This is a genomic window from Nonomuraea sp. NPDC050547 (assembly GCF_044457345.1).
In the GTDB taxonomy this organism is placed as follows: Bacteria; Actinomycetota; Actinomycetes; order Streptosporangiales; family Streptosporangiaceae; genus Nonomuraea.
The window spans coordinates 41,347-68,187 of sequence record NZ_JBITGW010000009.1 but is presented as its reverse complement, the minus strand read 5'-3'; the positions used below and the strand labels follow the sequence as shown (position 1 = coordinate 68,187).

Here is a 26,841-nt window from a genome sequence, read left to right as displayed (position 1 = left end):
ACCCCCCGGGAATAGCACCGAAGGGCTAGACGTTCTGGGGAATCGGAACGTGTGATACGTTTCGAGCAGCGTCGAGCTCATGGCTCCGCTGCACTCCCCTTTCGGTGGCCCCGCCCGTGTTGAGGGTCCGGCCCACCGTCTATCAACACCTTAGCCGACCTGCGTCGGCATGCCCTCAAGGAGGGTCATCATGTCTGTCCAAACCATTCCCCGGCAGCGGTCACAAGCCCCCGCCCGGCAGGTCACCGGCCTGCTGGACATCCGCGGGAAGACCGCCCACCTCGGCGATCTGCGCATCGCCGCCGACCGGGCTCAGCAGCTCGGGCTGCGACACGGCGACCAGGTCGTCGCCGTCGCGTCCGGCGCCAAGCTGACCTCGGTCGAGAGCGTCAACGGCCGCGCCGGCTGGCGCGAGCGTCCGCACTTCGCCGACCTCACCCCCATCTTTCCCACGGAACGGCTCGCCATCGAGACCGACTCCCTGACCACCCGCGTCATCGACCTGTTCGCGCCCATCGGCAAGGGCCAGCGCGGGCTCATCGTGGCGCCGCCCAAGGCCGGCAAGACCATGGTCCTGCAGGCGCTGGCCGCGGCCGTCACCGCCAACCACCCCGAGATCCACCTCATCGTGCTGCTCGTCGGCGAGCGTCCCGAAGAGGTGACCGAGATGCGTACCACGATCGCGGGCGAGGTCTACTCCTCCACCTTCGACCATCCCGACCAGGAACACACCGCGGTCGCCGAACTCGCCATCGAGCGCGCCAAGCGCCTGGTGGAGCAGGGCGAGGACGTGGTCGTGCTGCTCGACTCGCTGACGCGGCTCGGGCGGGCGTACAACAACCTCTCGCCCGGCACCGGGCGCGTGCTGACCGGCGGGCTGGCCGCCGCCGCCCTCTACCCGCCCAAGCGCTTCTTCGGCGCCGCGCGCAACGTGCTCGACGGCGGCTCGCTCACCATCCTCGCCACCGCCCTGGTCGGCACCGGTTCCAGGCTGGACGACAGCCTGTACGAGGAGTTCAAGGGCACCGGCAACAGCGAGATCCACCTGACCAGGGACCTGGCCGAGAAGCGCCTGTTCCCCGCCGTCGACCTCGACGCCTCCGGCACGCGCCGCGAGGAGATCCTGCTCGACGGCCAGGAGCGGCGGATCGTGTGGAAGCTGCGCCGCATGCTCACCTCGCTCGACCGGGGCAAGGGCACGGAACTGCTCATCGACAAGCTCCGCGAGACTCCCTCCAACGCGGCCTTCCTCCTGCAGGCCGCCGCCTCCTGAGGTCCACAATGGACGGATGCTCGCCGACGCCGTCCCGTACCTCGTCTGCCCCGTCTGCAGGGGCGCGCTCGAACTGCTGCCGGGCACGGTGCGGTGCGCCTCCGGTCACGCCTTCGACATCGCACGCCAGGGGTACGTGAGCCTGCTGACCGGCTCGAAGCCGCCGGGCACCGCCGACACGCCCCAGATGGTCGCCTCCCGGGAGGCGTTCCTGGGCTCCGGCCACTACGCGCCGCTCGCCGGCGAACTGGCCTCGATCTGCTCCGGCGCCTCGGTCGTCGTGGACGCGGGGGCCGGGACCGGCTATTACCTCGCACGAGCGCTGGACCCCTCCGCCGTCGGGATCGCCTTCGACATCTCCAAGCACGCGGTGAAGCGGGCCGCTCGCGCGCACGAGCGGGCCGGGGCGTTCGTCGGTGACGTGTGGCAGCCGCTGCCGATCGCCGACGGCGTCGCCGACGTGGTGCTCGACGTCTTCGCACCGCGCAACGGGCCGGAGTTCGCCCGCATCCTGCGTGCGGGCGGCCGGCTGGTCGTGGTGACGCCCGCGAGCGGGCACCTGCGGCCGCTGGTCGAGGAGCTCGGGCTGCTCACGGTCGACGAGGACAAGCGTGAGCGGGTGGCGCGCGGTCTGCCGGACTTCACCCTGGCCGGACAGAGCCTGCTCGCCTACGATCTTGAGCTGGGCCCGGACGAGGTCGCGGAAGTCGTCCGCATGGGCCCGAGCGCCTGGCATCTGGAGGATGATGTTCTCCGGGCCAGGATTTCCCGGCTCTTCGCTGAGAAAAACCTGGGGAAAGTGTCAACCCAAGTGGCATTTGAACTGTCTATCTTCGTGACAGGACCACGATCAAGGCCCGTTCCTTGACGGACATATGCGACCCGTGTTACTGATGGGGTATTTAGTCCGAAATTCCCCCACATTCCTCAAGTATTTCCGCGACACAGGCGCAATACTGGACGCCAACCGCGCCCGGGAAGCGCGCGGTGCCAGAGGGAGGGGACGCGCCGGATGAAGGCGGAGGAACGCTGGCAGGCCAGGTTCCGGGCGCCGAGAATGACGTTGCCCACGTGGGCACGCCAGGCCCCGAACCGCTCGATCTACAGGAGCAACGCCACCGGAACCTGGGAGCTCTACGCCTGGGACCGCACCGCCGGAGTCACCCGCCAGGTCACCGAGCAGCCCAAAGGCACCGCCCACGCCGCCATCGACCCCACCGGCCAGTGGATCTACTGGTTCGCCGACCCCGAGGGCGACGAGCTCGGCGGGTGGATGCGGCAGCCGTTCAACGGCGGGCCGGACGAGCCCGTCGACCCGTCCATCCGCGCGGGCCACCCCGGCGGCATCATGCTCTCGGCCACCGGCGCCGCCGCCATCAGCCTCGCCGGCGAGGGCTCCTTCCGCATCCACCTGGTCCAGCCCGGCGAACCCACCACGCTCCTCTACGAGCACACCGAGGCCGGCTGGGTCGCCGACATCTCCCTCGACGGTTCCCTCATCGCCATCAACCACGGCGAGTACGGCGACTTCCGCCGCCCCGCGCTGCGCGTCGTGCGCCCCGGCGGCGACACCGTCGCCGAGCTCTACGACGGCCCCGACAAGGGCGTGGTCGGCCTCAGATTCGCCCCCATCATGGGCGATCGCCGCCTGCTCACGCTCCACGAGCGCCGCAGCCGCCACGAACCGCTGGTCTGGGACCCGGCCTCCGGCGAACAGCGCGAGATCTGGCTCAAGGACCCGGGCGACCTCAACGCCGAGTGGTACGCCGACGGCCGCGCCCTGCTCATCACCCGCGAGGACCGCGCCCGCAGCTACCTCCACCGCTACGATCTGGGCGGCGGCGGCCTCACCCCGATCGAGACCCCGCACGGCGTGATCGACGAGGCGTCGCCGCGCCCCGGCGGCCACGTGGAGTACTCCTGGTCGAGCGGCTCGCGTCCGCCCGTGGTGCGTTCCAGCAACGGGCAGGTCGTGATGAACCCGGCCGGTCCTCCCGCCCCGCCCAGCGTCCCGGTCGAGGACATCGACGTCGAGGGCCCCGGCGGCCGCATCCACGCGCTCATCTCCCGCCCGGAGAACGGCGCCGCGCCGTACCCGACCGTGTTCCTGCTGCACGGCGGCCCGACCGCGCAGGACCGCGACTCCTACTCACCCGAGGTCGCCGCGTGGGTGGACTCGGGCTACGCGGTGGTGCGGGTCAACTTCCGCGGCTCCACCGGCTACGGCACCGCCTGGCGCGACGCCCTGCACGCCGACGTCGGGCACATCGAACTGGCCGACGTCGCGGCCGTGCGCGAGTGGGTGGTGGCGCGCGGCGTCGCCGACCCGGAGCGGCTGGTGCTCTCCGGCACCGCGTGGGGCGGCTTCCTGGCGCTGCTCGGCATGGGCGTCCAGCCCGACCACTGGCGGGCCGGCATCGCCGCGGTCCCGATCGCCTGCCACCAGACCTGCTACGAGGACGAGACGGAGAGCCTGCGCGCCTACCAGCGCTCGCTGTTCGGCGGCTCCCCGGACGAGCAGCCGGAACGCTACACGGCCAGTTCGCCCATCACCTATGTCGACCGGGTGAAGGGACCCGTGCTGATTCTCGCGGGCGAGAACGACACACGCTGTCCTTTGCGGCAGATCGAGAAGTACGTGGCGAAACTCGCCGAGCATGGGCGCGAGCATGAGATCTACACCTATGACGCGGTGCGGGGCTCACTCGTGGTGTCGGAGCGCATTGCGCAAATGGCACTCCAGTTGGATTTCGCCCGGAAACATACTCGCCATTAGGTCTGGCATAAAGAGAGTCAGCGCGCACGCAGAACGAGGATGGCCAGGTCGTCGGCGCTGGGCTCGGGAGCGTAGTCCTCGGCCGCGCGGCGGATGCGCTCGGCCACGGCGCGCGCCGACAGTCCCACGCACTCGGCCAGCAGCTTGGCCAGCCCGCCGCCGTCATCCAGCAGCCGTCCCCCGCTGCGACGCTCCGTCACCCCGTCCGTGACCGCCAGCAGCACGTCGCCGTGGTCGAGATGGATGGTGTCGGCCTCGAACTGCACCTCGGAGAAGACGCCGAGCAGCGACTGCGGCGTGGTGACCGCCTCCACGACCCCGCTCGGCTTGAGGCGCAGCGCCTCGGGGTGACCGGCCGACACCAGGCGTACCTCCAGGCCGCTCGGCATCGGCGTGATGTCGCCGTGGAGCAACGTGAGGAAGCGGGCCCGCTCCCCCTCCTCCAGGATGGCCTGGTTGAGGCGGCCCAGGACGGCGGCCACGCCGTAGCCCTCGCGGGCCAGCAGGCGCAGCGTGTGACGGGCCAGGCCGGTCACGGCGGCGGCCTCGGGGCCGGTGCCACAGACGTCGCCGATGGCGAAGCGCCAGGAGTCCTCGGCCGCGAACAGGTCGTAGAAGTCGCCACCGACCTCGTTGGCCTCGCCCGCGGGCTCGTAGACGACGCCGTAGTCGAGGCCCGGGACCTCGGGCTCGTTGGGCGGCAGGAGGCTGCGCTGCAAAGCCCGGTTGGCGGCGGCCTGCTGGGCGTACAGGCGGGCGTTGTCCATCGCGAGCGCGGCGCGGCGGGCGATGTCGTCGGCGAACTGCACGACCTCGTCGGGGAAGCGGTCGGTACGGCCGAGGCACATCATGCCGAGCTGACGGCCACGCGCGGTGAGCGGAACGGCGAGGACCTGCGAGCCGTCGAGATGGACGATGGAGGTGGCGCGCGTGTCGGCCTCGTCGATGCCGATCCCGGCGAGCTCCTCGCGCAGCCCGTCGATGCGGGCCTCGTCGGCGTGCCACAGGTACGCCAGCCGCAGCGGCCCGACCGCGCCGTCGGTGGTGTAGACGCCGCACCAGCTCGACAGCCTGGGCACGACGATCTGGGCGATGATCGCGGGCACCATGTCGGGGTCGAGCGTGCCGGCGAGAAGGTCGCTGGCATCGGCCAGGAAGCCCAGCCAGTGGGGTCCCCTGGAGGTGTCCTCCGACCATTCGGCCGCGACTCTCTCCGACGAACCCGGTAGCGTGAGCCTTGCCCAATGGACACGGGAATCGCCCGCGAAGGTGATCCCCCACTCCTCCACCTCGACCGAAGGACCCTTCGGGTCGGCCTGGGGAGCCGTACGCTGCCGCAGCTCGACCTGCACCGCGTCGCCGAAATGTTTCCAGATCACCTCGAACGGCTCGTCAGCGACCTGAGCTGCCAGCTCACCGGCGATCTGCTCCGCGTCCGGCAGCACGGCGGCGACCGCCCAGGCGGTCATCACCTCGAGAGTGAACCTCCTGGCCGCGGGCACGGCTGACTCACCCGGCGCGAACGTCGCGGCGAGCAGCGCGTGGGGAGATGCAGTCATCCCACCGTGCCTACCACAATTACCGCTGACATGGGGTAAATCCAAGGACAGGACTACGAGCTACTCATCGTGACAGACTTGAATCACTCGCGGCGGCACCCCGGGAGTGAAGGAGGCCCCATGACCACGGCCAAGATCGCGCCGAATCCGGAGGAGAGGACCTACACCGAGGCGGACCTAGTACCGATCTTGGAGACCCTCTTCTCCTGGCGCGACGGCGACTTCCGACGTCGTGTCCCGCATGCTCCCGCGGGCATACTCAGCGAGGTGCGGCTGCTGCTCAACGAGGTGGCCGACCGGCGCGAGCATCTGGCGAACGAGCTGGTGCGCGTCCGCAAGGAAGTGGTCAAGGAGGGCCGGTTCGGGGAACGGCTGACGCCGGGCCCCGGCGTCGGGGCCTGGGCCGAGAGCGTCGAGTCCGTGAACATGCTGATCGACGCGCTGGTGAGCCCGGTCAGCGGCGCCGCCGACGTGATCGACGCCGTCGCCAAGGGTGACCTGTCACGGCGCATCGACCTCGACCGCTCGGCCAGAGGCGAGGTACGCAGGCTGGGCAAGGCCATCAACGGCATGGTCGACCAGCTGGCGCTGTTCAACTCCGAGGTGACCAGGGTGGCCCGCGAGGCGGGCACGGAGGGGCGGCTGGGCGGCAGCGCGAACCTGCGCGGCATGTCGGGAAGCTGGCGCGACCTCACCGAGGCCGTGAACACGATGTCCTCGCGCGTGGCCGCGCAGGTGCGCGACATCGCGGTCGTGACCACCGCGGTGGCCAAGGGCGACCTGAGCCGCAAGGTGACGGTCGACGCGGTCGGCGAGATGTTCGAGCTCAAGAACACCGTGAACACGATGGTCGACCAGCTCTCGGCGTTCGCGGAAGAGGTGACCCGAGTCGCCCGCGAGGTCGGCACCGAGGGTCAGCTGGGCGGCCAGGCGCAGGTGAGCGGCGTGTCCGGGGTCTGGAAGGACCTCACGGACAACGTGAACTTCATGGCCAACAACCTCACCTCCCAGGTCCGCAGCATCGCGACCGTGGCGACGGCGGTGGCGCAGGGCAACCTGTCCAAGAAGATCACCGTCGACGCCGAGGGCGAGATCCTGGAGCTCAAGGAGACCATGAACACCATGGTCGACCAGCTCTCGTCCTTCGCCGACGAGGTGACCCGAGTCGCCCGCGAGGTCGGCACCGAGGGCAAGCTGGGCGGCCGTGCCGAGGTGAAGGGCGTCTCCGGCGTCTGGAAGGACCTCACCGACAACGTCAACTCGATGGCCAACAACCTGACCTACCAGGTACGCAACATCGCCCAGGTCACCACGGCCGTCGCCAACGGCGACCTCACCCGCAAGATCGACGTGGACGCCCAGGGCGAGATCCTGGAGCTGAAGTCGACCATGAACACGATGGTCGACCAGCTCTCGTCCTTCGCCTCCGAGGTCACCCGAGTCGCCCGCGAGGTCGGCACCGAGGGCCAGCTGGGCGGCCAGGCCCAGGTACGCGGCGTGTCCGGGGTCTGGAAGGACCTCACCGAGAACGTGAACTTCATGGCCAACAACCTCACCTCCCAGGTGCGGCAGATCGCGGCCGTCTCCTCAGCGGTGGCCCAGGGCAACCTGTCCAAGAAGATCACCGTCGACGCGCAGGGCGAGATCCTCCAGCTCAAGGACACCCTCAACACGATGGTCGACCAGCTGTCGTCCTTCGCCGACGAGGTGACGCGAGTCGCCCGCGAGGTCGGCACGCAGGGCCAGCTGGGCGGCCAGGCACGGGTGCAGGGCGTGTCCGGTGTGTGGAAGGACCTCACCGACAACGTCAACTTCATGGCCAACAACCTGACCTACCAGGTGCGCAACATCGCCGAGGTCACCACGGCCGTCGCCAACGGCGACCTCACCCGCAAGATCGACGTGGACGCCCAGGGCGAGATCCTCGCACTCAAGACCACCATCAACCGGATGGTCGACCAGCTGTCGTCCTTCGCCTCCGAGGTCACCCGAGTCGCCCGCGAGGTCGGCTCGGAAGGCCGCCTCGGCGGCCAGGCTCGCGTCGAAGGCGTCGAAGGCACCTGGAAGCGGCTGACCGAGTCCGTGAACGAGCTGGCCGGCAACCTCACCACACAGGTACGCGCCATCGCCACCGTGACCAGCGCCGTGGCCCAGGGCGACCTGACCCGCTCCATCGCCGTCGAGGCGCAGGGCGAGCTGGCGGAGCTCAAGGACAACGTCAACTACATGGTGGCCAACCTCCGCGAGACCACCCAGGCCAACCAGGAGCAGGACTGGCTCAAGTCCAACCTGGCCCGCATCTCCCGGCTCATGCAGGGCCACCGCGACCTGTTCGAGGTGGCCAAGCTGATCATGAGCGAGCTGACGCCGCTCGTCTCCGCCCGCTACGGCGCCTTCTACGGCCGCGCCCCCGAGGGCGAGCACGACCTCGTCCTCATCGGCGGCTACGGCGTCCGCCCCGACCGCGGCCCGCGGCAGATGTTCGCCATCGGCGAGGGCATGGTCGGCCAGGCGGCGGCCGAGGGCAGGCACATCATCCTCGACAACGTGCCGGCCGCCTTCATCACCATCGACAGCGGCCTGAGCTCCTCCACGCCGGCGCAGATCGTGGTGCTGCCGATCCTGTTCGAGAGCCGGGTGCTGGGCGTGCTGGAGCTGGCCTCCTTCACGCCGTTCGGCGAGGTCCACCTCGACTTCCTCACCCAGCTCGTCGAGACCATCGGCGTCACGATGAACACCATCATCGCCAACTCCCGCACCGAGGACCTGCTCACCGACTCCCAGCGCCTCACCCGTGAGCTGCAGGAACGCTCGGACGAGCTGCAGCGCCAGCAGGAGGAGCTGCGCCGTTCCAACTCCGAGCTGGAGGACAAGGCCGGGCTGCTGGCCAAGCAGAACCGCGCCATCGAGATCCAGAACTTCCAGATCGAGCAGGCCAGGCGGACGCTGGAGGAGCGGGCCGAGCAGCTCGCGGTCTCCAACCGCTACCGGTCGGAGTTCCTGGCCAACATGTCGCACGAGCTGCGTACCCCGCTCAACAGCCTGCTCGTGCTGGCCAAGCTGCTCACCGAGAACGCCGAGGGCAACCTGACCTCGCAGCAGGTGGAGTTCGCCCGCACGATCCACGGCGCCGGATCGGCCCTGCTGCAGCTGATCAACGACATGCTCGACCTGTCCAAGGTGGAGGCGGGCCGGATGGACATCCACCCGGCCACGCTCTCGACGCCGAAGCTGGTCGACTACGTCGACGCGGCGTTCGCGCCGCTGGCTCAGGACAAGGGCCTGGCCTTCAGCGTCGAGGTCGACGAGGGCGTACCGCAGGAGCTGCACACCGACGAGCAGCGGCTGCAGCAGGTGCTGCGCAACCTGCTGTCCAACGCGGTGAAGTTCACGCCGAAGGGCGAGGTCAAGATGCGCGTGGTACGCGCGCCGTCCGGCATCGAGTACGACGACGCGATCCTGCGCGAGGCCGACGACCTGCTCGCCTTCGAGGTGGTCGACACCGGCATCGGCATCGCGCCGGACAAGCGCGAGGTCATCTTCGAGGCGTTCCGCCAGGCCGACGGCACCACCAGCCGCAAGTACGGCGGCACCGGCCTCGGCCTGTCGATCTGCCGCGAGATCGCCCGCCTGCTCGGCGGCGAGATCCACGTCGACAGCGAACTCGGCAAGGGCAGCACGTTCACCCTCTACCTGCCCGCCTCCTACAACGGCCCGCTCCCGGCCGGCGACGGCGGCACGGCCCGGCGCCAGGTGCTGGCGATGCCGGTGGAGGAGCCCACGGTGACGATGCCCGAACCTCCGCTGCCCATGGACCTCCAGCTGCCCGAGCTGTCGGAGCAGGTCGAGACCAGCAAGTGGAAGGGCGACGACCCGCTGTCCGGCGCCAAGATCCTCATCGTGGACGACGACATCCGCAACGTCTTCGCCCTGACCAGCGTCCTCGAACGCCACGGCTCCGCCGTCGTCTACGCCGAGAACGGCCGCGAGGGCATCGAGCAGCTGGAGCGCAACGAGGATGTGGCTCTCGTCCTGATGGACATCATGATGCCCGAGATGGACGGTTGGGCCACGACCTCGGCCATCCGCCGCATGCCACAGTTCGCCGACCTGCCGATCATCGCGTTGACCGCTAAGGTCATGCGGGGCGATCGTGAGAAGAGCATCGCCTCAGGTGCCTCTGACTACGTGCCCAAGCCAGTCGACGTGGACCGCCTGCTCGAACGGCTGCGCGGTTGGCTCAGCCGTGGGCGGGTGAGCACGACCGACTCAGCAGAAGGATCGTGATCGAGTGCCGGAACGAGCGAAGATCCTCCTGGTCGACGACCGGGAGGAGAACCTCATCGCCCTGGAGGCCATCCTCAGCTCCCTCGACCTGGTGCCCGTACGGGCCAAGTCGGGCGAAGAGGCCCTCAAGGCGCTGCTCAACACCGAGTTCGCGCTCATCCTGCTGGACGTGCGGATGCCGGGCATGGACGGCTTCGAAACGGCCGCCCACATCAAGCGGCGCGAGCGTACCCGGAACATCCCGATCATCTTCCTGACCGTGGTCGACAGCGCCCCCGACTACGCCTTCCGCGGTTACGCGGCCGGCGCGGTCGACTACCTCACCAAGCCGTTCGACCCGTGGGTGCTGCGGGCGAAGGTGTCGGTGTTCGCCGAGCTCTACAACATGAACAAGCGCCTGGCCGAGCAGGCGTCGCTGCTGCGCGACCGCATGGCCGCCGAACTTCCGCCCGGCGCCTCCGTCCAGGGCTCGGTCCTCCCCGAACTCTCCCGCCGGCTGGCCGCGGTGGAGGACGAACTGGCGAGGGTGCGCGAACTGGCCCGCAAGTCCCAGGACCCGCTGCTCACCGCCCCCCTCACCGACCTCACCGAACGCCTCGCCAACCTGCGCGCGGGCTTCGACGCCCTCTCGTAACGTTACGGCCGGCCCCCGCCCACGCCACCCACGGCAGCATCCCCGGGGGTCCCTACGCGCTGCCGGGCGAGGGCTTGGAGGCGCCGCCTGACGGTAGTGGCTGTGGAGGCGTTCACGGGACCGACTGCCCGAGGGAGCGGGTGGGGATCGGGCGCGGCGCAGGAGACGGGCCTGGGATGCGGGGAGCAGCGCGTGCGACGTGGAATGCCGAGGTGCGAGGGCGGGGTGAGGGGAACCGGGGTGGGGGTAAAACGCGGGGAAATATCCGGTAGAGGCGGGGTTTGTGGTGGGTTGGGGTTTTTAGAGTCGGTAGTGATTCGATGCCGGAGAACGGAGAACTGCCGTGTTCGATCAGACCTTCCTCCGCGAGCTCGCCGCCATGAAGGACGAGGCGGGTGTGGTGTCGCTGTACACCACCGCCGATCCTCGCGAGGAGGCCTCCACCCGGCCCGCCCGTGGGATCCGGCTCAGGAATGAGCTGTCCGCGATTCGGGATCACGTCAACACCTGGCCGGATCGCGAACGCCGGGAGGCCGTGTTCCGCCGGCTCGAAGCGCTGGAGCCGGACATCCTCGAACTTCTCGACGCCGCCGAATCCGGGATCGGACGGGCGCTGTTCGCCTCGGTCGGCGACAACGACGTCCGCACGATCAAGCTGCAGGTCCCGATCGAGGACTGCGCCGTGCTCGAATCCACCGCCTACGTCCGCCCGCTGCTCACCGCCATGGCCACCAGCGCGCCCGCCGGTCTGGTGCTCGTCTCACGGGACGGCGTACGCCTCATCGACCTCCGGTATGGCGTCGCCGAGGAGATCGAGCACGAGACCTACGAGATCGACACCGAGGACTGGCGCCCCATGCGCGGCCCAGGTCCGGGCGGAACCGCGCAGGCCAGCTCCACCCAGACCGACCGGTTCCAACGCCGCGTCGAAGACCACCTGCGCCGCAACCTCCACGGCAGCGCCCCGGAGATCGCCCGCCAGGCCAGGTCCCGCGGCTGGACGGACGTCCTGCTGATCGGCGACGTGGAGCTGACCGAGGTGCTGGCCGGGGCGGTACACCCGCTGGACGTCGTCCAGGTGGACACCATCGTCGACACGCTCCCGCCCGCCGAGGCGGCCAAGCACGTGGCACCGGAACTGGCCGCCACCCGCGAACGCCGCGACGCCGCCCTGGCGGCCAGGGCCGTGGACGCGGCCAAGTCCGGCGGCCGTGGCTCCCTGGGCCTCAACCAAACCCTCGCCCTGCTCAACGAGGGCCGGGTCGACCACCTGCTGCTGGAGGAATCGGCGAAGTGGTCGGGCTTCAAGGGCCTTGACGGCTACCTGTACGACCACGCACCGGCGGGCGTCCCCTCCGACCCAGAGCCCGACCTGGGTGAACGCATGATCGAGGCCGCCCTGAACACGGGCGTGACCCTGACCATCCTCACAACAACCGGCGCTGAAGCCTTGGCCGACTACAACGGAGTAGCCGCCCTCCTCCGCTGGTGACACCCAACCAGACCAAACAAGCATGCCGGGGGCAACCGGCGGGCCTTCCGTGGGCGGGGGCTCGCGAAAGGCCGTTGCGGTGGGGCGTTTGTCCGACGTGAGAAGCGATCCCCCCGACCTGCGCCCGCCCACGTCGGCGGGTGGCGGGGGCGGGGGCGGGGGCCGGCCGTAACGGAAAAAGCGAAAGGCCCGCACGAGAAGGGCCGCGGAGAAGCGAAAGGCCCGCACGGAGAGGCGGGCGTGGCACTGAACGAAATTGAGGAGAAAAGGTCAGTGGCGGGCGCGTTCCAGGGCGTCCCAGAAGCCGCGGCGGAGTGCGTGGCGGACTTCGTCGTGGAGGAGGAAGTCGATCGGGAGGGAGGAGCCCTGCAGCAGCCGGGCCTCCAGGTCGGACGGCATGCGGGGCTTGCGGGCCAGCACGGCCTCCAGCCACAACGCGGGCGCGTCCCTGGCCACCGACTCGCCGAAGTCGTGTCCCTCGCGGTGCGCGGCCTTCACCGCGTCGGCCAGCGTGGTGGCGCCCCCGGTCGCGGCCGGGGCCGGTGAGACCGGGGCGGGCTGCGGGCCCGTGTAGGGACCGAGCTGGGACGGCTGCTGATACGACGACGGCGCCCCGTACTGGCCGGCGGACGGGGGCTGCGCCTGGATGGGGCCGGTGACGGGGGCCGCGGACGGGGCCGCGGACGGCTGGGGCGGGGTTGGCTGCTGGGGCGGTGACGGGGGTTCGGGCTGGTAGGTGTAGGTGGGCGGCGACGGCGGGCGGTTGCCGGGCGAGGCGGGCGCGGGCGGGCTGGGCTGGGGCGGGGACGACGGCTGCGCGGGGATCTGCGCCGGGGGGAGTGACGGCGGCGGCGAGGGCGGCAGGGAGGCGTGCGCGGCCTGGCCGTTGCTGACCGGCTGGTGACCGTTGGCGGCCTCGGCGGAGCCGGTGACCAGGTTGACGTACGGGCGCAGGTGGCCGCCGCCGATCTCGATGAGGTCGTCGCTCTCCTGGCGCAGTGTCCGGGAGACCGCCCAGCCGCCGTCGGCGGTGATGTGCACGACGGTCACCCGGATGCCCAGGTCCTGGGCGTCGCAGACGACCTGCGCGAGGTCCTCGTCGCCGCTGACCACGACGGCGTCGCAGATCGCGCTGTTGCGGGCCAGCGTCATCAGGTCGCGGTGCACCTGGGCGTCGACGCCCTCGCGGCGGCCCGGCCTGATGCGCGACAGGCGCAGCTTCAGGCCGGGGATGTCGGCGAGCGCGTCGTGCTCGGGCGTGCGGCGGCCTTCGACGGTCGCCTCGTACCAGTAGCAACGCAGCAACGGCAGACCCGTGCGCTCGCGTGACAGGTTCGTCATGAGCTGCAGCAGGCCGGGGTAATCCCAGGAAACCGCTTCGCGATGGCGAGTCCCATGAACGGCCATCGCGCCGTCTGCCAGCAGATAGCCAGCGTCCACGAACAGCGCGCAGCGATCCACGCGACACCGCCCCTTTCTAGGTGGCCCGACCTTCTGGCTCTGCACCGTCAGAGCCGGACTCGGCGGCCCTTTACCAGGGTAATGAAGCCAATGATCGTGCGAGGGTTAATCCCGACGATTCCGCCCTCGCCCGACGTTACGCCAGAGGATTTACGCGAACCGTACCAGTCTGTCCCGTTCACGGTCACGACCGTGCACGGACACTCACCGCCGCGACACCGAACAACACCGCATCCCTTCTGGAGACGATGCTCAGCCGCGGCCGCTCCCCCAGCTCAGCACTGAAGGTATCCACATCGACACCGAACGTGAGCCCGTTCGCCCCGTTCGACGACCCGTCGAACGTGTTGCCCGCGTCCCGCCCGCCCGCCTCCGGCACCATGGCCGCGCCGCCGAGCGAGACCTTGTCGCCCGACAGGTCCGCGTCGCCCTCCCACGTGACCAGTTCCAGCCGCGCGGGCGCCGCCGCCGGGATCAGCCCGCCCAGCGGCACGTCGAGCCGTCCCGCCGCGTCCTTCTCCCCGCCGATCTGCGTGGCCGTGTCGAGCACGACCGCCTGACTGTACGGCTGCGCGGGATCGGTGGCGATCACCACCAGGCTCCACCCGGCATGCTGCGAGATCCCCGGCTTCATGGGTGCGTCCGCCGCCCACCACATCCCCTTCTTCTTGCTGCTGCTGACCAGCCCGGTCACGTCCGCGAACGCCTGGTAGGCGGGCCCCACCGGCAGCTCGCGCGCCATGACTTGGTTCGGCCGGATCTTCACGTACCCGTCCCGCCCGGCCGGCCGGAACTTGATCGGCCCCGCCGTCTTGGTGCTGGCCGACCAGTAGAGCCCGGCCCACACGATCTGCCCGCCCGCCGGCAGGTCGAGCCTGGCCGCGCTGGACGCCTTGGTGCTCGCCACCTGGTCGCGGTCGAGCGGCTGCATGGTCCACAGGTCGTTGTCGCGCCGCTGCCCCTGCCTGCGCAACGCCTCCGGGCAGCCCTGGCGGCTGGGCGGGCAGGTGAGCAGCGCGTTGCCGACCGCCCTGACCACGACCTTGCCGTCGGTGGCGAAGCGCGCGGGCGCGCCGTCCTCGCGGACCCCGATCGGCGAGACCGCCTTCACCTGCACGCCGCCCGCCTTGATCCGGACCGCGGGCCCGGCGCCTTCGGGAGCCGAGGCGGCCACCCGTACGCGCAGGAACACCGCCGTCGCCGACCCGCCCCTGAGCGGCCGCCGTACGCATTGAGCGCCGCGCCGGGCGACCTTGCACGACCAGCCGTCGACCGTGCCGACCGGTTTGACCGCGGTGACGGAGCTGCCCCTGCTCCCGCCGGTGATGAGCGTGACGCCTTCCGGCAGGGCGACGGTGGCGGCGAGTTCGTCGCTGGGTCCCTTGCCGGCGTTGCGCAGGCGGATGCCGATGATGCCGGGCTGGGCGCGTACCAGGGAGCCGAGCGCCCCGATGGTGGCCGACAGCTTGGCCCTGCCGGGCTTGGACGTGGTCGGCGTGGGCGTGTGGGTGGGTTCGGGCTCGGGTTTCCTGGCCGGTTTCTCGCTGGGCGGCTCGACGGCCGGGGACGCCTGGCTGGAGGGGCTCGGCGCGGCGGCCACCGGGGGCTTCTTGATCGGTTCCTCCCCCGAGACCAGGAGGAAGGCGGCGACCGCCACCCCGGCCGCCACGGTTCCCGCGACGGCCGCCTGCTGGCTCTTGGGCGCGCGCCGGATCCAGCCGAGCGCGTGGATGACGCCCGCGCCGGCGCCGCCGGCCGCCGCGCTCGCCTTGGCCAGCGCGGCCAGGTACCCGGCGAAGACCGGGCCGACGAAGAGCGGGCCGACGATGACGCGCAGTCCGCGGTTGACGTCGGTGAGCTCCAGCAGCACCGAGTTGCACTCGGCGCAGCCGCTGACGTGGTCGTCGACCGACTTGGAGTCGCGCCTGGCCAGGCCGCCCCTGACGTAGGCGCCCATCTTGCCGAGCACCGGTCGGCAGGCCTGCTGGGGCGAGGCGGCCAGATGCATCTGCAGGTACGCCTGCCGCAGCCCCTCGCGGGCCCGGTAGGCCAGGGCGGCGACGCCGTTGGCCGACAGCCCGAGCAGCGGGCCGACCTCGGCGGCCTTGGAGTCCTCCACCTCGGTGTGCCACAGGACCGTACGCCAGCGGTCGGGCAGCGACAGGAACGCGCGGGAGATCAGCGACTTCTCCAGCCCGGTGAGGGCGGGGTCGACGAAGGGCACCCCGGGGTCGAACAGCTCGATCTCGCCGGTGCTCACCTGACGGCTCTCGACCCGGCCGCGGTCGTAGACCGTCCGGCGCACGACCGTCAGCAGGTACGGCCGGAACCCGGCGTCGGGACCGCCGCCGCGCCCCACCAAGTCGAGGATCTTGGTGAAGGACTCGGCGACCACGTCCTCGACGTCGGTCTCCCCCCGCACCAGCTGGCGGGCGAGGGCTCGGGCGGCGACGACGTGGCGTTCGTAGAGCACGCCATAGGCGGCGGCGTTGCCGCCTCGTACCGCTTCGAGTAGATCTGCATCGCTTTGCGGCGATTCGACACTCATAGTGACCTCACGATTACGCGGGGTTGCCCCGGCGAATCATTCCGCATTCCGCGTCATGACTAACCCGAAAGCGCGTCTTTGCCTTTGAAACCCTTTCGGAGGACAGATGGACGAGGACATTCCAGGATCACTGCGCTCGCGCTGGCGCAAGAGGAGCCTGGAGGCCGGCTGGTCCCTGCCCGAGGACTGGTGGACGCCGGCGGTCGAACACGCGATCAAGGCCGTGAACAGGGGCCACGACCTGATCCGCGCGTGCGCCGCCCTCGGGGGCGCGCGGGCACGGGCGGGGGTGGGCATCGGCGAGGGCATGAACGACCTCGCCGCGCTCTTCACCGCGCTCGGGCTCGGCGAGCCGCCGTTCACCGCCGCGCGATCCTTCGCCGTGGGCTGGACCGAGGCGAGCTTCGCGCCGGTGAACGGGCTCTGCTGCGAGGACCCGTTCACCGGGCTGGCCACGGTGACCTACCTGCGTACGCGGCTGGCCGAGGTCTACCGGGGCTCGCTCGCCGCGCAGCACCGGCTGGTGGTGGCCGAGCCGTACGAGCGGCCGGGGGACCTGGCGGGACGGCTGGCGGCGATGCTCGCGCTGGCAGGGGCGGCGCGGGAGGCCTTCGCGGGCGACGAGACGCTGGCGCAGCTCGCGCCCGCGCGGGTGGGCGCGCTGGCCAGGGCGGGACCGGCGCTGGTCCCGCGGCTGACCCCGCTGGAGGTGTTCCGGGTCTCGGTCAACCGGCTGCCCGACGGTTACGAGCAGGCTCTCACCCTGCTGCGAACCTTAAGCTTGGACCCATGACGGATCGCGAGAAGCTGCTTGCCGAGATCAAGAACAAGGCCGTGGTGCACGGCAAGGTCATCCTGTCGTCGGGACAGGAGGCCGACAGCTATCTCGACCTGCGCCGGATCACGCTCGACGGCGTCGCTGCGCCGCTGGTCGGCCAGGTGCTGCTGGAGCTGACCGCGGACCTCGGCTACGACGCCGTGGGCGGGCTGACGCTGGGCGCCGACCCGGTGGCCGCCGCGATGCTGCACGCCGCCGCGGCGCGGGGACGCACGCTGGACGCTTTCGTGGTGCGCAAGTCGCAGAAGGTGCACGGGCTGCAGCGCCGCGTCGAGGGGCCGGACGTCAAGGGCCGGCGGGTGCTTGCCCTGGAGGACACCTCGACCACCGGCGGTTCGGTCATGACCGCGGTCGAGGCGCTGCGCGAGGAGGGCGCCGAGGTCGTGGCCGTGGTCACGATCGTCGAGCGCGGCGCGGCCCCCCGGCTGGCCGAGGAGGGCCTGGAGTACCGCTACGCCTACACGGCCGCGGAGTGCGGCATCTGAGTCACGGACCGCCCCGGACCGTGAACGCCTCGCGCTCGCCCGCCTTTCCGGGGGCGCGCGCCTTGCCGTTCTCCGCCACGCGGACGGTGCCCGCGTCGGAGAGCACGACCGACAGCTCAGGCTCGAAGTAGCTGACCTCTTCGCCCCTGCTCATGTCGCGGTACTGGAGCACGTCGCCGCCGGGCACCCGGACCGTGACGAGCGGGCAGGTCTCGGCCACGCACTCGATGCGCACCGTCGGCACCTGCGCGCTCGCGGTGGGCGTGGCCGTTGCGCGGCCGGCCGAGACGGGCTCCGGGGTGTCGAGCGCGCCGAGCAGGGCCCGCGCGCCGATCACGACCAGCGCCACCACGAGCGCGACCGCGAGCACGGCGAGCGCGAGCCTCGCGAGGCCCATCGGGTCTGTCCTGTGGCGTCCCACACACCGGAGCGTACCCGTTGGTAACCTCGCCGTGCCCTGGAGAACCTCTCAGTGCTTGGTGTTGACCCTGTGGTGTTTGCCGTTGGGCGTGGGCAGGGCCTTCGCCGCCCGCCGGCCCTTCACGAACTCGACGATGATCGGGATGAGGGAGATGAACACGATGAGGAAGACGCCGGGCAGGATGTACTTGTCGATCTGCTTGGGGTTGACCTTGCTGCCCAGGAAGTAGCCGAGCAGGATCAGGCCCTCGGTCCAGACGATGCCGCCGATGACGTTCCACATGAAGAACCGCTTGGGGCTCATCTCCAGCACGCCGGCGACCGGGTTCATGAACGTACGCACGATCGGCACGAACCGCGCCAGCACCACGGCCTTCGCCGGGCCGAACTTCTCGAAGAACTCCTCGGCCCTGAGGACGTGCTCCTTCTTGAAGAGCCGCGAGTTGGGTTTGTCGAACATCTTCCTGCCGAACTTCATCCCCAGGAAGTGGCCGAGCTGCGCGCCCGCGATCGCGCACAGCGGCGTCCCGATCAGCAGGACCGGCAGTGAGATCGGCTCGATGCCCATCCCCACGGCCACCGAGGCGGAGCTGAAGATCCCGGCGGCCACCAGCAGAGAGTCGCCCGGCAGGAAGAAGCCGAGCAGCAGGCCGGTCTCGGCGAAAATGATCGCGAGCACGCCGACCGTGGCGAACGCCCCGAGAATGGTCAGCCACCATGTCGGGTCGAGGAGATTGAGAAGCCAGTCCACGCAGTGGAGCTTACCGGGCGGTGTCACTACCACGGGGGTTGGCGAGCCGCGATACTGGGCACCGCGAAGCCGAACGTTCTAGGAGATGAATCATGCCCATCGCCACCCCAGAGGTCTACGCGCAGATGCTCGACCGGGCCAAAGCAGGCGGATTCGCCTACCCGGCGATCAATGTGACCTCTTCCCAGACGTTGAACGCCGCGTTGCGCGGCTTCGCCGAGGCCGAGAGCGACGGCATCGTCCAGGTGTCCACCGGCGGCGCCGAGTTCCTGTCCGGCGCGACCGTGAAGGACATGGTCATCGGCGCGAGCGCCCTGGCCGAGTACGCCCGCGTGGTCGCCGCCAAGTACCCGGTGACCGTGGCGTTGCACACCGACCACTGCCCGAAGGACAAGCTCGACGGCTTCATGCGGCCGCTGGTCGACATCTCGCTGGAGCGCGTGTCCAAGGGCCTGGACCCGCTGTTCCAGTCGCACATGTGGGACGGCTCCGCCGTACCGCTGGAGGAGAATCTGGAGATCGCCAAGGAGCTCCTCGACAAGTGCCACCGCGCCAACATCATCATGGAGATGGAGATCGGCGTGGTCGGCGGCGAGGAGGACGGCGTCGTCGGCGAGATCAACGAGAAGCTCTACACCACGACCGACGACGCGCTGGCCACGGCCGAGGCGGTCGGCATCGGCGAGCAGGGCCGGTACATGCTGGCCGCGACCTTCGGCAACGTCCACGGCGTCTACAAGCCCGGCCACGTGAAGCTGCGCCCGCCGGTGCTGAAGGACATCCAGGACGCGGTCGGCGCGAAGTACGGCAAGGACAAGCCGTTCGACCTGGTCTTCCACGGCGGCTCCGGCTCGGCGCTGGAGGAGATCCACGAGGCGATCACCTACGGCGTGGTGAAGATGAACATCGACACCGACACGCAGTACGCCTTCACCCGCCCGATCGCCGCGCACATGTTCACCAACTACGACGGCGTGCTCAAGGTCGACGGCGACGTCGGCAACAAGAAGGTCTACGACCCGCGCTCCTACGGCAAGTCGGCCGAGGCGGCCATGGCGGCCCGGGTGGCCCAGGCGTGCCAGGACCTGAAGTCCGCCGGCACGAAGATCACCTAGTCACACGAGTGGCCCGGCGGGTATGACTGTTTGTATGGATAACCTTCTCGCCGGGCCGCCCCCGACCCTCCTGCCGGATCTGACCGAGGCCAGGCAGGCGCTCGAGGCCGGTGCCAAGGCCGCCGACGTGGCCGCCCGTTTCCCCGCCTACCCGGCGGCATGGGCGGCGCTCGCGGAGGAGTACTTCGCCAAGGGTCACGCGGTCACCTCATACGCCTTCGCCAGGACCGGCTACCATCGCGGTCTCGACCAGTTGCGCCGCAACGGCTGGAAGGGCCACGGCCCGATTCCGTGGGAGCACGCGCCCAACCAGGGCTTCCTGCGCTGCCTGTACTCGCTCGCACGCGCGGCCCAGTCGATCGGTGAGAAGGACGAGGCCGAGCGGTGCATGCAGTTCCTCAAGGACAGCGACCCCGCGGCTTACGACGCGCTGGCCAAGTGAGCCTTGGGGACGAATAGCCCAATCGGGTAGTCTCTCTACGCAAGAGCCCCTGTCGCGCTTGCGCCAGGGGTTTCCGTGTCTATTGGCGTGCCCGCTCGCAGTCGCTGCGCCGCGGATCCATCGCCGTGTGCTGGGGAGATAGAACCATGCCGGCTGTCGTTGTCTTGGGCGCCCAGTGGGGCGATGAGGGCAAGGGAAAGGCCACTGACCTGCTCGGCGACGCCGTTGAGTATGTCGTCCGCTACCAGGGCGGCAACAACGCGGGCCACACGATCGTCATCGGCGACCAGAAGTACGCGCTCCACCTGGTGCCCACGGGCATCCTGTCGCCGAACGTGGTGCCGGTCATCGGCAACGGCGTGGTGATCGACCCGGGCGTCCTGCTCCAGGAGATCGACGCGCTCGCGGCGCGGGGCGTGTCCGCGGAACGCCTGCTGATCTCGGCGAACGCGCACCTGATCATGCCCCACCACAAGGCCCTGGACAAGGTGAGCGAGCGCTACCTGGGCAAGGCCAAGATCGGCACGACCGGCCGCGGCATCGGGCCCGCGTACGGGGACAAGATCTACCGGGTGGGCATCAGGGTCCAGGACCTGCTCGACCCGGGCATCCTGTCGGCGAAGATCGAGGTCGCGCTCAACGAGAAGAACCAGATCCTCACCAAGATCTACAACCGGCGCGGTCTCGACCACGCCCAGGTGCTGGAGGAGTACCTCGGTTACGCCGAACGCCTCAAGCCGCACATCGCCGACACCTCGCTGGTGTTGTCGAAGGCGCTCGACGAGGGCAAGTTCGTGCTGCTGGAGGGCGGTCAGGGCACGCTCCTGGACATCGACCACGGCACCTACCCGTTCGTGACCTCCTCCTCGCCGACGAGCGGCGGCGCGTGCGCGGGCTCCGGCATCCCGCCGCAGCGCCTGACCAAGGTCATCGCCATCCTCAAGGCGTACACCACGCGCGTCGGCTCCGGGCCCTTCCCGACCGAGCTCGAGGACGCGATGGGCGACTGGCTGCGCACCACCGGCGGCGAGTACGGCGTCACCACCGGCCGCAACCGCCGCACCGGCTGGTTCGACGCGGTCATCGCCCGCTACGCCACCCGCATCAACGGCGTCACCGACTTCTTCCTCACCAAGCTCGACGTGCTGTCGGGCCTGGAGCGCATCCCGGTCTGCGTCGCCTACGACGTGGACGGCGAGCGCCACGACGAGATCCCGATGACGCAGACCGGCTTCCACCACGCCAAGCCGATCTACGAGGAGTTCCCCGGCTGGCAGGAGGACATCACGGGGGCCAAGACGTTCGACGACCTGCCGCCCAACGCGCAGGCGTACGTGCGCACGCTGGAGGAGATGAGCGGCGCGCCCATCTCCGCGATCGGCGTCGGTCCCGGCCGCGACCAGACGATCTCGCTGCGCTCGCTGGTGTGACGTCGGAAGGGGGCGCCACCCGCGCCCCCTTCACCGCCGAGCCCGCGCGGCCTTCCTGATGCGGTCCACGTCGCCGCGCTCGGCCGGTGGGAGCGGAGCGCCGACCGAGGCGCGCAGCTCCGCCGCCTCGTCCAGCAGGTCAAGGGCCCGCGAAGGCTCTCCCTCCAGGACGGTCACTCCGGCCAGCCCTTCCAGCGCGAGCGCCACCGAGCGCGGGTCTCCGAGCGCGCGTGCGGCCCGCAGCCCCTCCTCGTGCAGTTTCCTCGCCGGTACGGCCGCGCCACGCGACTCGGCGGCGAACCCCAGCTCGGCCAGGATCAGCGTCACCCCGTAGAAGGGCACGTCGTAGTCGGCCTCCAGGCGGCGGTTCCATTCCAGCGAGGCCTGGAACAGGCGCTCCGCCTCGTCCAGGTCGCCGGAGCGCCGGGCCACCAGCCCCAGCCCCACCCGCGCGAACTCCTCCGCGAACCGGTTCGACTGCTCGGCCGCCAGCCGCATCCCCCGCTCGTGGAACTCCCTCGACCGCTCCAGCTCCCCCGTCAGCAGCGCGATCCGCCCCAGGCTGGACAGCCGATACGACACGTCCGTCCACAACCGCAGGTCCTCCGCGATCCGCAGACCCTCCCGGTGCAGGGCCGCGGCGCGCTCGTAGTCGCCGCCGATCTCGGCCAGGTAGCCGAGCTGATCGTTGGCCTGAAGCCAGCCCCACTGGTCGCCCAGCTCGGTGAAGATCTCCAGGCTCTCCACGCCGCTGCGCGCGGCCCGCGCGAACTCCCCCTGGAAGATCGCCTGCTTGGCCCGTCCCATCAGCGCCGCCGCCTCACCCCACCGCTCGCCCGAGGCGCGGAAGTCGGCCAGCGCCCCGTCGATCAGCGGCCCGGCCTTGGCGACGTCGCCCAGGTGCAGGTGGGCGTGCGCGGTGAACCACCGCGACCGGGCGCTCGCCGCACCGCCCCCTTCCCGGTACGGCAGGCCGAGCAACATGGCGAACCCCGGCTCCCAGGCGGTCCCCCTGGTCAGGCGGTAGGCCTCGGTGTGCCGCCCGCGCAGGTACAGGTACCACGCCAGCCGCTCGCCCGTGTCCACGGCGCGCAGGTTGGTCATCTCCTCGTCGAGCCTGGCCAGCCATTCCCGCTGGGCGTGGCCGTACAGGTGGGGGCGGGCGCGGTCGGCGAGGTCGGTGTAGTACGCGTCGCGCCGCGCGAACAGCGGGTCGTCCGGCGCCAGGCGCTCCAGGCAGTAGGCGGCGATGCTCTCCAGCAGCCGGTAGCGCGGCGGCTCGGCGACGACCATCGACCGGTTGACGAGCTGGTCGACGAGGTCGGCGTCGATCCCGGCGGCCTCCAGCGTGCAGCCGCCCGGGTGGACGGCCAGGGCGCTCAGCGCCTCCCGCTGCGGCGCGGTGAGCTGCTCCCAGCTCCAGTCGATCACCGCGCGCAGGGTCCGCTGACGGGCCGGCAGGCCGCGGGTGGTCCCCGACAGCAGCCGGAAGCGGTCGTCGAGATGTTCGGCCACCCCCCGCACGCCGAGCGCGCGCACGCGGGCCGCGGCCAGTTCGAGCGCCAGCGGCAGGCCGTCCAGACGGCGGCAGATCGCCTCGGCCCACGGCGTCGTGTCCGCGTTGAGCACCACGCCCGCGCGGGCGGCGAACAGGCTCAGGGCGTCGGGCGCGGCCAGCGGGGACACCGGGTACACGGCCTCGCCGGGGATGGCCAGCGGCTCCTGGCTGGTGGCCAGCACCCGGAGACCCGGAGCGGTACGCAGCAGCAGGTTCACCAGCTCGGCCACCGGCTCGACGAGGTGCTCGCAGTTGTCCAGGACCAGCAGGAGCTCACGGCCGCTCAGGGCGTCGGCCAGGCGCTCGGGCAGCGCGGCCCTGCCGGATCGGGCCACCGCCTCGTCCCGCACGTCCAGGACGTCGGCCACCACCTCGGCGACGGCCGCCGGGTCATCGGCGCTCAGCCCGGCGAGCTCCACCAGCCAGGCGTTCTCGCGGGAGGCGGCGGCGGCCAGCGCGAGCCGCGTCTTACCCACCCCGCCGGGCCCCGTCAGCGTGACCAGCCGTGACCCACCGACACCCCCAGAGGACCCCGCACCCCCGGAAGACCCCACGCCCCCGGAAGACTCCACACCCCTGGAAGGCCCGGCATCCCCGGAAGACCCCGCATCTCCAAAGGACTCCGCATCCCCGGAAGACCCGGCGTCCACGTCGCCGAGGAGAGTGCGGACCTCGGTCACGGCGGCCTCGCGGCCGATCAGGGCGGTGAGGGGGGTGGGGAGATTGGTGCGGGGGCGGGCGGACGAGGTGGCCGGGGTGGGCGCGGGGGCCAGGGCCGGGTCCTGGCGGAGGATGGACTGGTAGAGCTCCACCAGCTCCGGGCCGGGGTCCACGCCCAGCTCGTCGGCCAGCCGCTCGCGCAGCGCCGTGTAACCGGCCAGCGCCTCGGTCTGGCGGCCGGCCCGGTACAGGGCACGCAGGTGTACGGCACGCAGCCGCTCGCGCAGCGGGTGGCCGGCGACCGGCTCGGACAGCTCGTCGGCCAGCCGGGTGTGCTCGCCCAGCGCCAGCCGTACCTCGGCGTGCTCCTCCAGGGCCGTCAGGCGCTGCTCGTCGAGGCGGGCGGCGGCGGTGCGGGCGAACTCCTCGTCGCGGAAGTCGGCGTAGGCGGGACCGCGCCACAGGGACAGGGCGTCGGCCAGCAGGGCGGCGCGGGCGCGCGGGTCGTCCTCGGCGCGGGCGCGCGTGAGCAGGCGGGCGAAGGCGAGGGCGTCCACGTCCGGGGCGCGCAGGACGTAGCCGGCGGGCTCGTACTGGACGAGGTCGCGGCCCACGACGCGGCGCAGCTGGGAGATCTTGGTCTGCAGGGTGTTGGCCGGGTTGCCGGGCAGGTCCTCGCCCCACAGATCGTCGGCCAGGCGGTCGGCGGGGACCGGGCGGCCCTCGTGGACCAGCAGGTCGGCCAGGAGCGCGCGCACCTTCAGCTCGGGCACGCGGACCGGTTCACCGTCGTCGGCCCACACCGAGAGCGGGCCAAGCACACCAAATCGCACCAGGTCACGCTACCCCCAGCGAACCCCCAGCCGTCCGTGCGGGCCCCGGCGCACAGTGGACCCACAGCGACACGGGAGAGGAGGCGGACATGCGGGTCGCGATCATCATCGGGAGCGTACGGCAGGGCCGGTTCGGGCCCACGGCGGCGAAGTGGATCCAGGAGCGCGCCGGCCGGCGGTCCGGCCTGGAGGTCGACGTGATCGACCTGGCCGAGGCGTGGCTGCCCACGGTGCTGCCCGAGCCCGGGGGGCCGGAGCCGCCGGCCGTACGGGATCTGCGGCCTTGGCTCGCCCGGGCGGAGGCGTTCGTGATCGTCACGCCCGAGTACAACCACAGCTATCCCGCCTCGCTCAAGAACGCCATCGACTGGTACCGCGAGGAGTGGCGGGGCAAGCCCGTCGCGTTCGTGGCCTACGGCGGCGAGTCGGGCGGACGGCGGGCCGTCGAGCACCTGGAGCCGGTCTTCGCCTGCCTCGGCGCCGTCCGCGCCGGCGAGCCGGTGCTCTTCCGCAACCACGAGAACCCCGAAGACAGCGAAGCCGAGCGACTGCTCGACACCCTTGAGGAGAATGTCATGAACCGCGAGATCCGCCTGGCCGTCCGTCCCTCCGGAGAGCCGGAGCTGCGTGACTTCGAACTGGCCACGACCGACGTCCCGCAGATCGGCGAGGGCCAGGTCCTGGTGCGCAACACGTGGATGTCCGTCGACCCCTACATGCGGGGCCGCATGGACGACGTGGAGTCCTACATCCCGCCGTTCCAGATCGGGCGGCCGCTGGACGGCTCGGCCGTGGGCGAGGTCGTGGACTCACGCGCCCCGGAGATCCCGGTGGGCGCCACCGTGGTGCACTTCCTGGGCTGGCGTGAATACGCCGTGGTCGACGCCGCGCAGGCGACGGTCGTGGACCCGTACCTGGCACCCGAGGAGGCCTACCTGGGCGTGCTGGGCACCACGGGCCTGACCGCCTACGTCTCCCTCACCGAGGTCGCCCCGGTACGGCCGGGCGACACCGTCTTCATCTCCTCGGCCGCCGGGGCCGTGGGCAGCGTCGCCGGCCAGCTCGCCCGCAAGCTGGGCGCGGCCAGGGTGATCGGCTCGGCGGGCGGGCCGTTCAAGGCCAAGCGGCTGGTGACCGACTTCGGCTACGACGTCGGCATCGACTACCGGGCCGGCTCGGTGGCGGAACAGCTGGCGCAGGCCGCGCCGGACGGCATCGACGTCTACCTCGACAACGTCGGCGGCGACCACCTCGTGGCCGCGATCGACGCGCTCAAGGTCGGCGGCCGCATCGCGATGGTGGGCGCCATCAGCGCCTACAACGCGACCGAGCCGGTGCCAGGCCCGGCGAACCTGTTCAGCCTGGCGCACAAGAGCGCGACGCTGCGCGGCATGCTGGTCAGCCACTACCTCGACCGCTTCCCCGAGTGGATCGGCAAGGCGGCGGGCTGGCTGGCCGACGGCTCGCTGCGTACCGAGTCGACGGTGGCCGAGGGCATCGAGCGGGCGCCGCAGGCGTTCCTGGACGTGCTGGCCGGCGGGAACGTCGGCAAGATGCTGGTCAGGCTGTGACCACGGCGGCGGTGACCACGGTGTGAAGACGCCAGCCGAGTGTGGAGTAGAGGGCCCTGCCGTCGGCGGTGGCCAGCAGGACGCCCGTCGCGGCGCCCCGCTCGGCCCCCGCGGACGACAGGGCCTTCATCACGACGCTGCCGAGCCCGCGGCGGCGGTGGCCGGCGGCGGTCTCCACCTGGTCGACGACGCCGGTGGCGCCGGTGAGCGCGAGCTGGCCGCGGGCGGCGACCTCGCCGTCGCCGGTCAGCAGCCGGGCGGTGACGACCTGGCCGCGCTGGACGACGGCGAGCGTGTAGCCACCGGGCGCGGCCACCTCGGTACGGCGCAGCCGCGCGGTCATCATGAACTCCGGCACCTGGACCGACCAGGCAGGGGTGAGCGAGGGCGCCACCTGTTCGGCGGGCGCGCACACCTTGAGCCACGTGCCGGGCGCGTCGAGTGTGCCCGCCAGGTGGCGCAGAACCGCTGGTGAGGCCTTCGGGAGGATGTGGCGTACGAGGTGTCCCGGCAGGCCGACGTCGACGCGGAGTCCCCAGAGCTCCTCGACCGGCTGCTTGGTGGCGCGTGAGACGGCCCAGCCCCGTGCCCAGGCCCGTACGATGTCTACGCTCATGACAGACCAGCTTAGGTTGATATATCCGCTTTTCTGGCTCGGAAGTTCCTGGTGCGAGCAATCTCACCAGCGCGGCGTGGCACCTCCTGCCC

The 26,841-nt window shown here is 70.9% G+C and carries 19 protein-coding genes and 1 pseudogene; 13 read left to right on the top strand and 7 right to left on the bottom strand.

Features of this window, described 5'->3' with window-relative positions:
- Positions 1–190: 190 nt before the first annotated feature.
- The 3 genes from rho to ACIBHY_RS22885 all read left to right on the top strand — a co-directional run bounded on the left by rho (position 191) and on the right by ACIBHY_RS22885 (position 4,049).
- Positions 191–1,273 (top strand): transcription termination factor Rho, encoded by a 1,083-nt coding sequence (gene rho, locus ACIBHY_RS22895; RefSeq protein ID WP_397247402.1) that lies wholly within the window; start codon positions 191–193, stop codon positions 1,271–1,273.
- A gap of 16 nt (positions 1,274–1,289) precedes the next feature.
- Positions 1,290–2,141, top strand: a complete 852-nt coding sequence (locus tag ACIBHY_RS22890; protein WP_397247400.1) for a putative RNA methyltransferase — start codon at positions 1,290–1,292, stop codon at positions 2,139–2,141.
- 144 nt (positions 2,142–2,285) lie between these two features.
- Positions 2,286–4,049 (top strand): prolyl oligopeptidase family serine peptidase, encoded by a 1,764-nt coding sequence (locus ACIBHY_RS22885; protein WP_397247398.1) that lies wholly within the window; start codon positions 2,286–2,288, stop codon positions 4,047–4,049.
- Between the two features lie 17 nt (positions 4,050–4,066).
- Here ACIBHY_RS22885 and ACIBHY_RS22880 read toward each other — a convergent pair whose 3' ends face one another.
- A complete protein-coding gene (locus tag ACIBHY_RS22880; RefSeq protein ID WP_397247396.1) occupies positions 4,067–5,608 on the bottom strand; it encodes a PP2C family protein-serine/threonine phosphatase in 1,542 nt (513 codons plus the stop codon).
- 120 nt (positions 5,609–5,728) lie between these two features.
- On the opposite strand from ACIBHY_RS22880, the gene ACIBHY_RS22875 reads away from it, so the two are divergent.
- From ACIBHY_RS22875 to ACIBHY_RS22865, 3 genes are all read left to right on the top strand, one after another.
- Positions 5,729–9,895 (top strand): HAMP domain-containing protein, encoded by a 4,167-nt coding sequence (locus tag ACIBHY_RS22875; protein ID WP_397247394.1) that lies wholly within the window; start codon positions 5,729–5,731, stop codon positions 9,893–9,895.
- A gap of 4 nt (positions 9,896–9,899) precedes the next feature.
- Positions 9,900–10,529, top strand: coding sequence for a two-component system response regulator (locus ACIBHY_RS22870; RefSeq protein WP_397247392.1), 630 nt, complete (start codon positions 9,900–9,902; stop codon positions 10,527–10,529).
- A 343-nt stretch (positions 10,530–10,872) separates the two neighbouring features.
- The gene (locus tag ACIBHY_RS22865) at positions 10,873–12,021 is read left to right on the top strand and encodes a VLRF1 family aeRF1-type release factor (protein WP_397307664.1); all 1,149 of its coding nucleotides are present in this window, start codon (positions 10,873–10,875) and stop codon (positions 12,019–12,021) included.
- Between the two features lie 270 nt (positions 12,022–12,291).
- Here the strand turns inward: ACIBHY_RS22865 and ACIBHY_RS22860 are convergent, their stop codons facing one another.
- Both ACIBHY_RS22860 and ACIBHY_RS22855 read right to left on the bottom strand, forming a co-directional pair.
- On the bottom strand, positions 12,292–13,482 hold the full coding sequence (locus ACIBHY_RS22860) for an NYN domain-containing protein (RefSeq protein WP_397247388.1): 1,191 nt from the start codon (positions 13,480–13,482) through the stop codon (positions 12,292–12,294).
- Between the two features lie 184 nt (positions 13,483–13,666).
- Positions 13,667–16,030, bottom strand: coding sequence for a sigma-70 family RNA polymerase sigma factor (locus tag ACIBHY_RS22855; protein ID WP_397307663.1), 2,364 nt, complete (start codon positions 16,028–16,030; stop codon positions 13,667–13,669).
- Between the two features lie 106 nt (positions 16,031–16,136).
- Here ACIBHY_RS22855 and ACIBHY_RS22850 point away from each other — a divergent pair, with 106 nt between their 5' ends.
- Together ACIBHY_RS22850 and ACIBHY_RS22845 are read left to right on the top strand one after the other, a co-directional pair.
- A complete protein-coding gene (locus ACIBHY_RS22850) occupies positions 16,137–16,823 on the top strand; it encodes a hypothetical protein (RefSeq protein ID WP_397103682.1) in 687 nt (228 codons plus the stop codon).
- Positions 16,820–17,353: an orotate phosphoribosyltransferase gene (locus ACIBHY_RS22845; RefSeq protein ID WP_397247384.1), complete on the top strand. Its 534-nt coding sequence runs from the start codon at positions 16,820–16,822 to the stop codon at positions 17,351–17,353. Before ACIBHY_RS22850 ends, ACIBHY_RS22845 begins: the two co-directional genes overlap by 4 nt.
- A 1-nt stretch (position 17,354) precedes the next feature.
- On the opposite strand, the gene ACIBHY_RS22840 is transcribed toward ACIBHY_RS22845, so the two are convergent.
- Together ACIBHY_RS22840 and ACIBHY_RS22835 are read right to left on the bottom strand one after the other, a co-directional pair.
- Positions 17,355–17,750 (bottom strand): hypothetical protein, encoded by a 396-nt coding sequence (locus tag ACIBHY_RS22840; RefSeq protein ID WP_397247382.1) that lies wholly within the window; start codon positions 17,748–17,750, stop codon positions 17,355–17,357.
- Between the two features lie 72 nt (positions 17,751–17,822).
- Positions 17,823–18,524 carry a DedA family protein gene (locus tag ACIBHY_RS22835; RefSeq protein WP_397247380.1) on the bottom strand — a complete coding sequence of 234 codons (702 nt, stop codon included), beginning with the start codon at positions 18,522–18,524 and terminating at the stop codon, positions 17,823–17,825.
- A gap of 92 nt (positions 18,525–18,616) precedes the next feature.
- Between ACIBHY_RS22835 and fbaA the strand changes: the two genes are divergently transcribed.
- The 3 genes from fbaA to ACIBHY_RS22820 all read left to right on the top strand — a co-directional run bounded on the left by fbaA (position 18,617) and on the right by ACIBHY_RS22820 (position 21,511).
- Positions 18,617–19,639: a class II fructose-bisphosphate aldolase gene (gene fbaA / locus ACIBHY_RS22830; protein ID WP_397247378.1), complete on the top strand. Its 1,023-nt coding sequence runs from the start codon at positions 18,617–18,619 to the stop codon at positions 19,637–19,639.
- A 34-nt stretch (positions 19,640–19,673) separates the two neighbouring features.
- Positions 19,674–20,081 (top strand): DUF3151 domain-containing protein, encoded by a 408-nt coding sequence (locus ACIBHY_RS22825; RefSeq protein WP_397247376.1) that lies wholly within the window; start codon positions 19,674–19,676, stop codon positions 20,079–20,081.
- A gap of 146 nt (positions 20,082–20,227) precedes the next feature.
- Positions 20,228–21,511, top strand: a complete 1,284-nt coding sequence (locus ACIBHY_RS22820; protein ID WP_397103672.1) for an adenylosuccinate synthase — start codon at positions 20,228–20,230, stop codon at positions 21,509–21,511.
- Positions 21,512–21,541: 30 nt separating this feature from the next.
- Here the strand turns inward: ACIBHY_RS22820 and ACIBHY_RS22815 are convergent, their stop codons facing one another.
- Entirely contained in the window at positions 21,542–24,562 is a 3,021-nt protein-coding gene (locus ACIBHY_RS22815; protein ID WP_397307662.1) for an AfsR/SARP family transcriptional regulator, read from the bottom strand.
- Between the two features lie 89 nt (positions 24,563–24,651).
- Here ACIBHY_RS22815 and ACIBHY_RS22810 point away from each other — a divergent pair.
- Positions 24,652–25,056: pseudogene (locus tag ACIBHY_RS22810) on the top strand (NADPH-dependent FMN reductase); the annotation flags it as partial.
- Between the two features lie 81 nt (positions 25,057–25,137).
- Positions 25,138–26,133: an NADP-dependent oxidoreductase gene (locus tag ACIBHY_RS22805; protein ID WP_397248026.1), complete on the top strand. Its 996-nt coding sequence runs from the start codon at positions 25,138–25,140 to the stop codon at positions 26,131–26,133.
- On the opposite strand, the gene ACIBHY_RS22800 is transcribed toward ACIBHY_RS22805, so the two are convergent.
- A complete protein-coding gene (locus ACIBHY_RS22800; RefSeq protein WP_397247372.1) occupies positions 26,123–26,749 on the bottom strand; it encodes a GNAT family N-acetyltransferase in 627 nt (208 codons plus the stop codon). The two genes, ACIBHY_RS22805 and ACIBHY_RS22800, sit on opposite strands and share 11 nt — an antisense overlap.
- Positions 26,750–26,841: the final 92 nt, after the last annotated feature.

Coding starts and splice junctions, on each gene's coding strand:
- ACIBHY_RS22880 (WP_397247396.1), bottom strand. CDS start 5,608: ATGACTGCATCTCCCCACGCGCTGCTCGCCGCGACGTTCGCGCCGGGT.
- ACIBHY_RS22840 (WP_397247382.1), bottom strand. CDS start 17,750: ATGGGCCTCGCGAGGCTCGCGCTCGCCGTGCTCGCGGTCGCGCTCGTG.
- ACIBHY_RS22805 (WP_397248026.1), top strand. CDS start 25,138: ATGAACCGCGAGATCCGCCTGGCCGTCCGTCCCTCCGGAGAGCCGGAG.
- ACIBHY_RS22845 (WP_397247384.1), top strand. CDS start 16,820: ATGACGGATCGCGAGAAGCTGCTTGCCGAGATCAAGAACAAGGCCGTG.
- ACIBHY_RS22825 (WP_397247376.1), top strand. CDS start 19,674: ATGGATAACCTTCTCGCCGGGCCGCCCCCGACCCTCCTGCCGGATCTG.
- ACIBHY_RS22890 (WP_397247400.1), top strand. CDS start 1,290: ATGCTCGCCGACGCCGTCCCGTACCTCGTCTGCCCCGTCTGCAGGGGC.
- rho (WP_397247402.1), top strand. CDS start 191: ATGTCTGTCCAAACCATTCCCCGGCAGCGGTCACAAGCCCCCGCCCGG.
- ACIBHY_RS22820 (WP_397103672.1), top strand. CDS start 20,228: ATGCCGGCTGTCGTTGTCTTGGGCGCCCAGTGGGGCGATGAGGGCAAG.
- fbaA (WP_397247378.1), top strand. CDS start 18,617: ATGCCCATCGCCACCCCAGAGGTCTACGCGCAGATGCTCGACCGGGCC.
- ACIBHY_RS22885 (WP_397247398.1), top strand. CDS start 2,286: ATGAAGGCGGAGGAACGCTGGCAGGCCAGGTTCCGGGCGCCGAGAATG.
- ACIBHY_RS22800 (WP_397247372.1), bottom strand. CDS start 26,749: ATGAGCGTAGACATCGTACGGGCCTGGGCACGGGGCTGGGCCGTCTCA.
- ACIBHY_RS22850 (WP_397103682.1), top strand. CDS start 16,137: ATGGACGAGGACATTCCAGGATCACTGCGCTCGCGCTGGCGCAAGAGG.
- ACIBHY_RS22855 (WP_397307663.1), bottom strand. CDS start 16,030: ATGAGTGTCGAATCGCCGCAAAGCGATGCAGATCTACTCGAAGCGGTA.
- ACIBHY_RS22875 (WP_397247394.1), top strand. CDS start 5,729: ATGACCACGGCCAAGATCGCGCCGAATCCGGAGGAGAGGACCTACACC.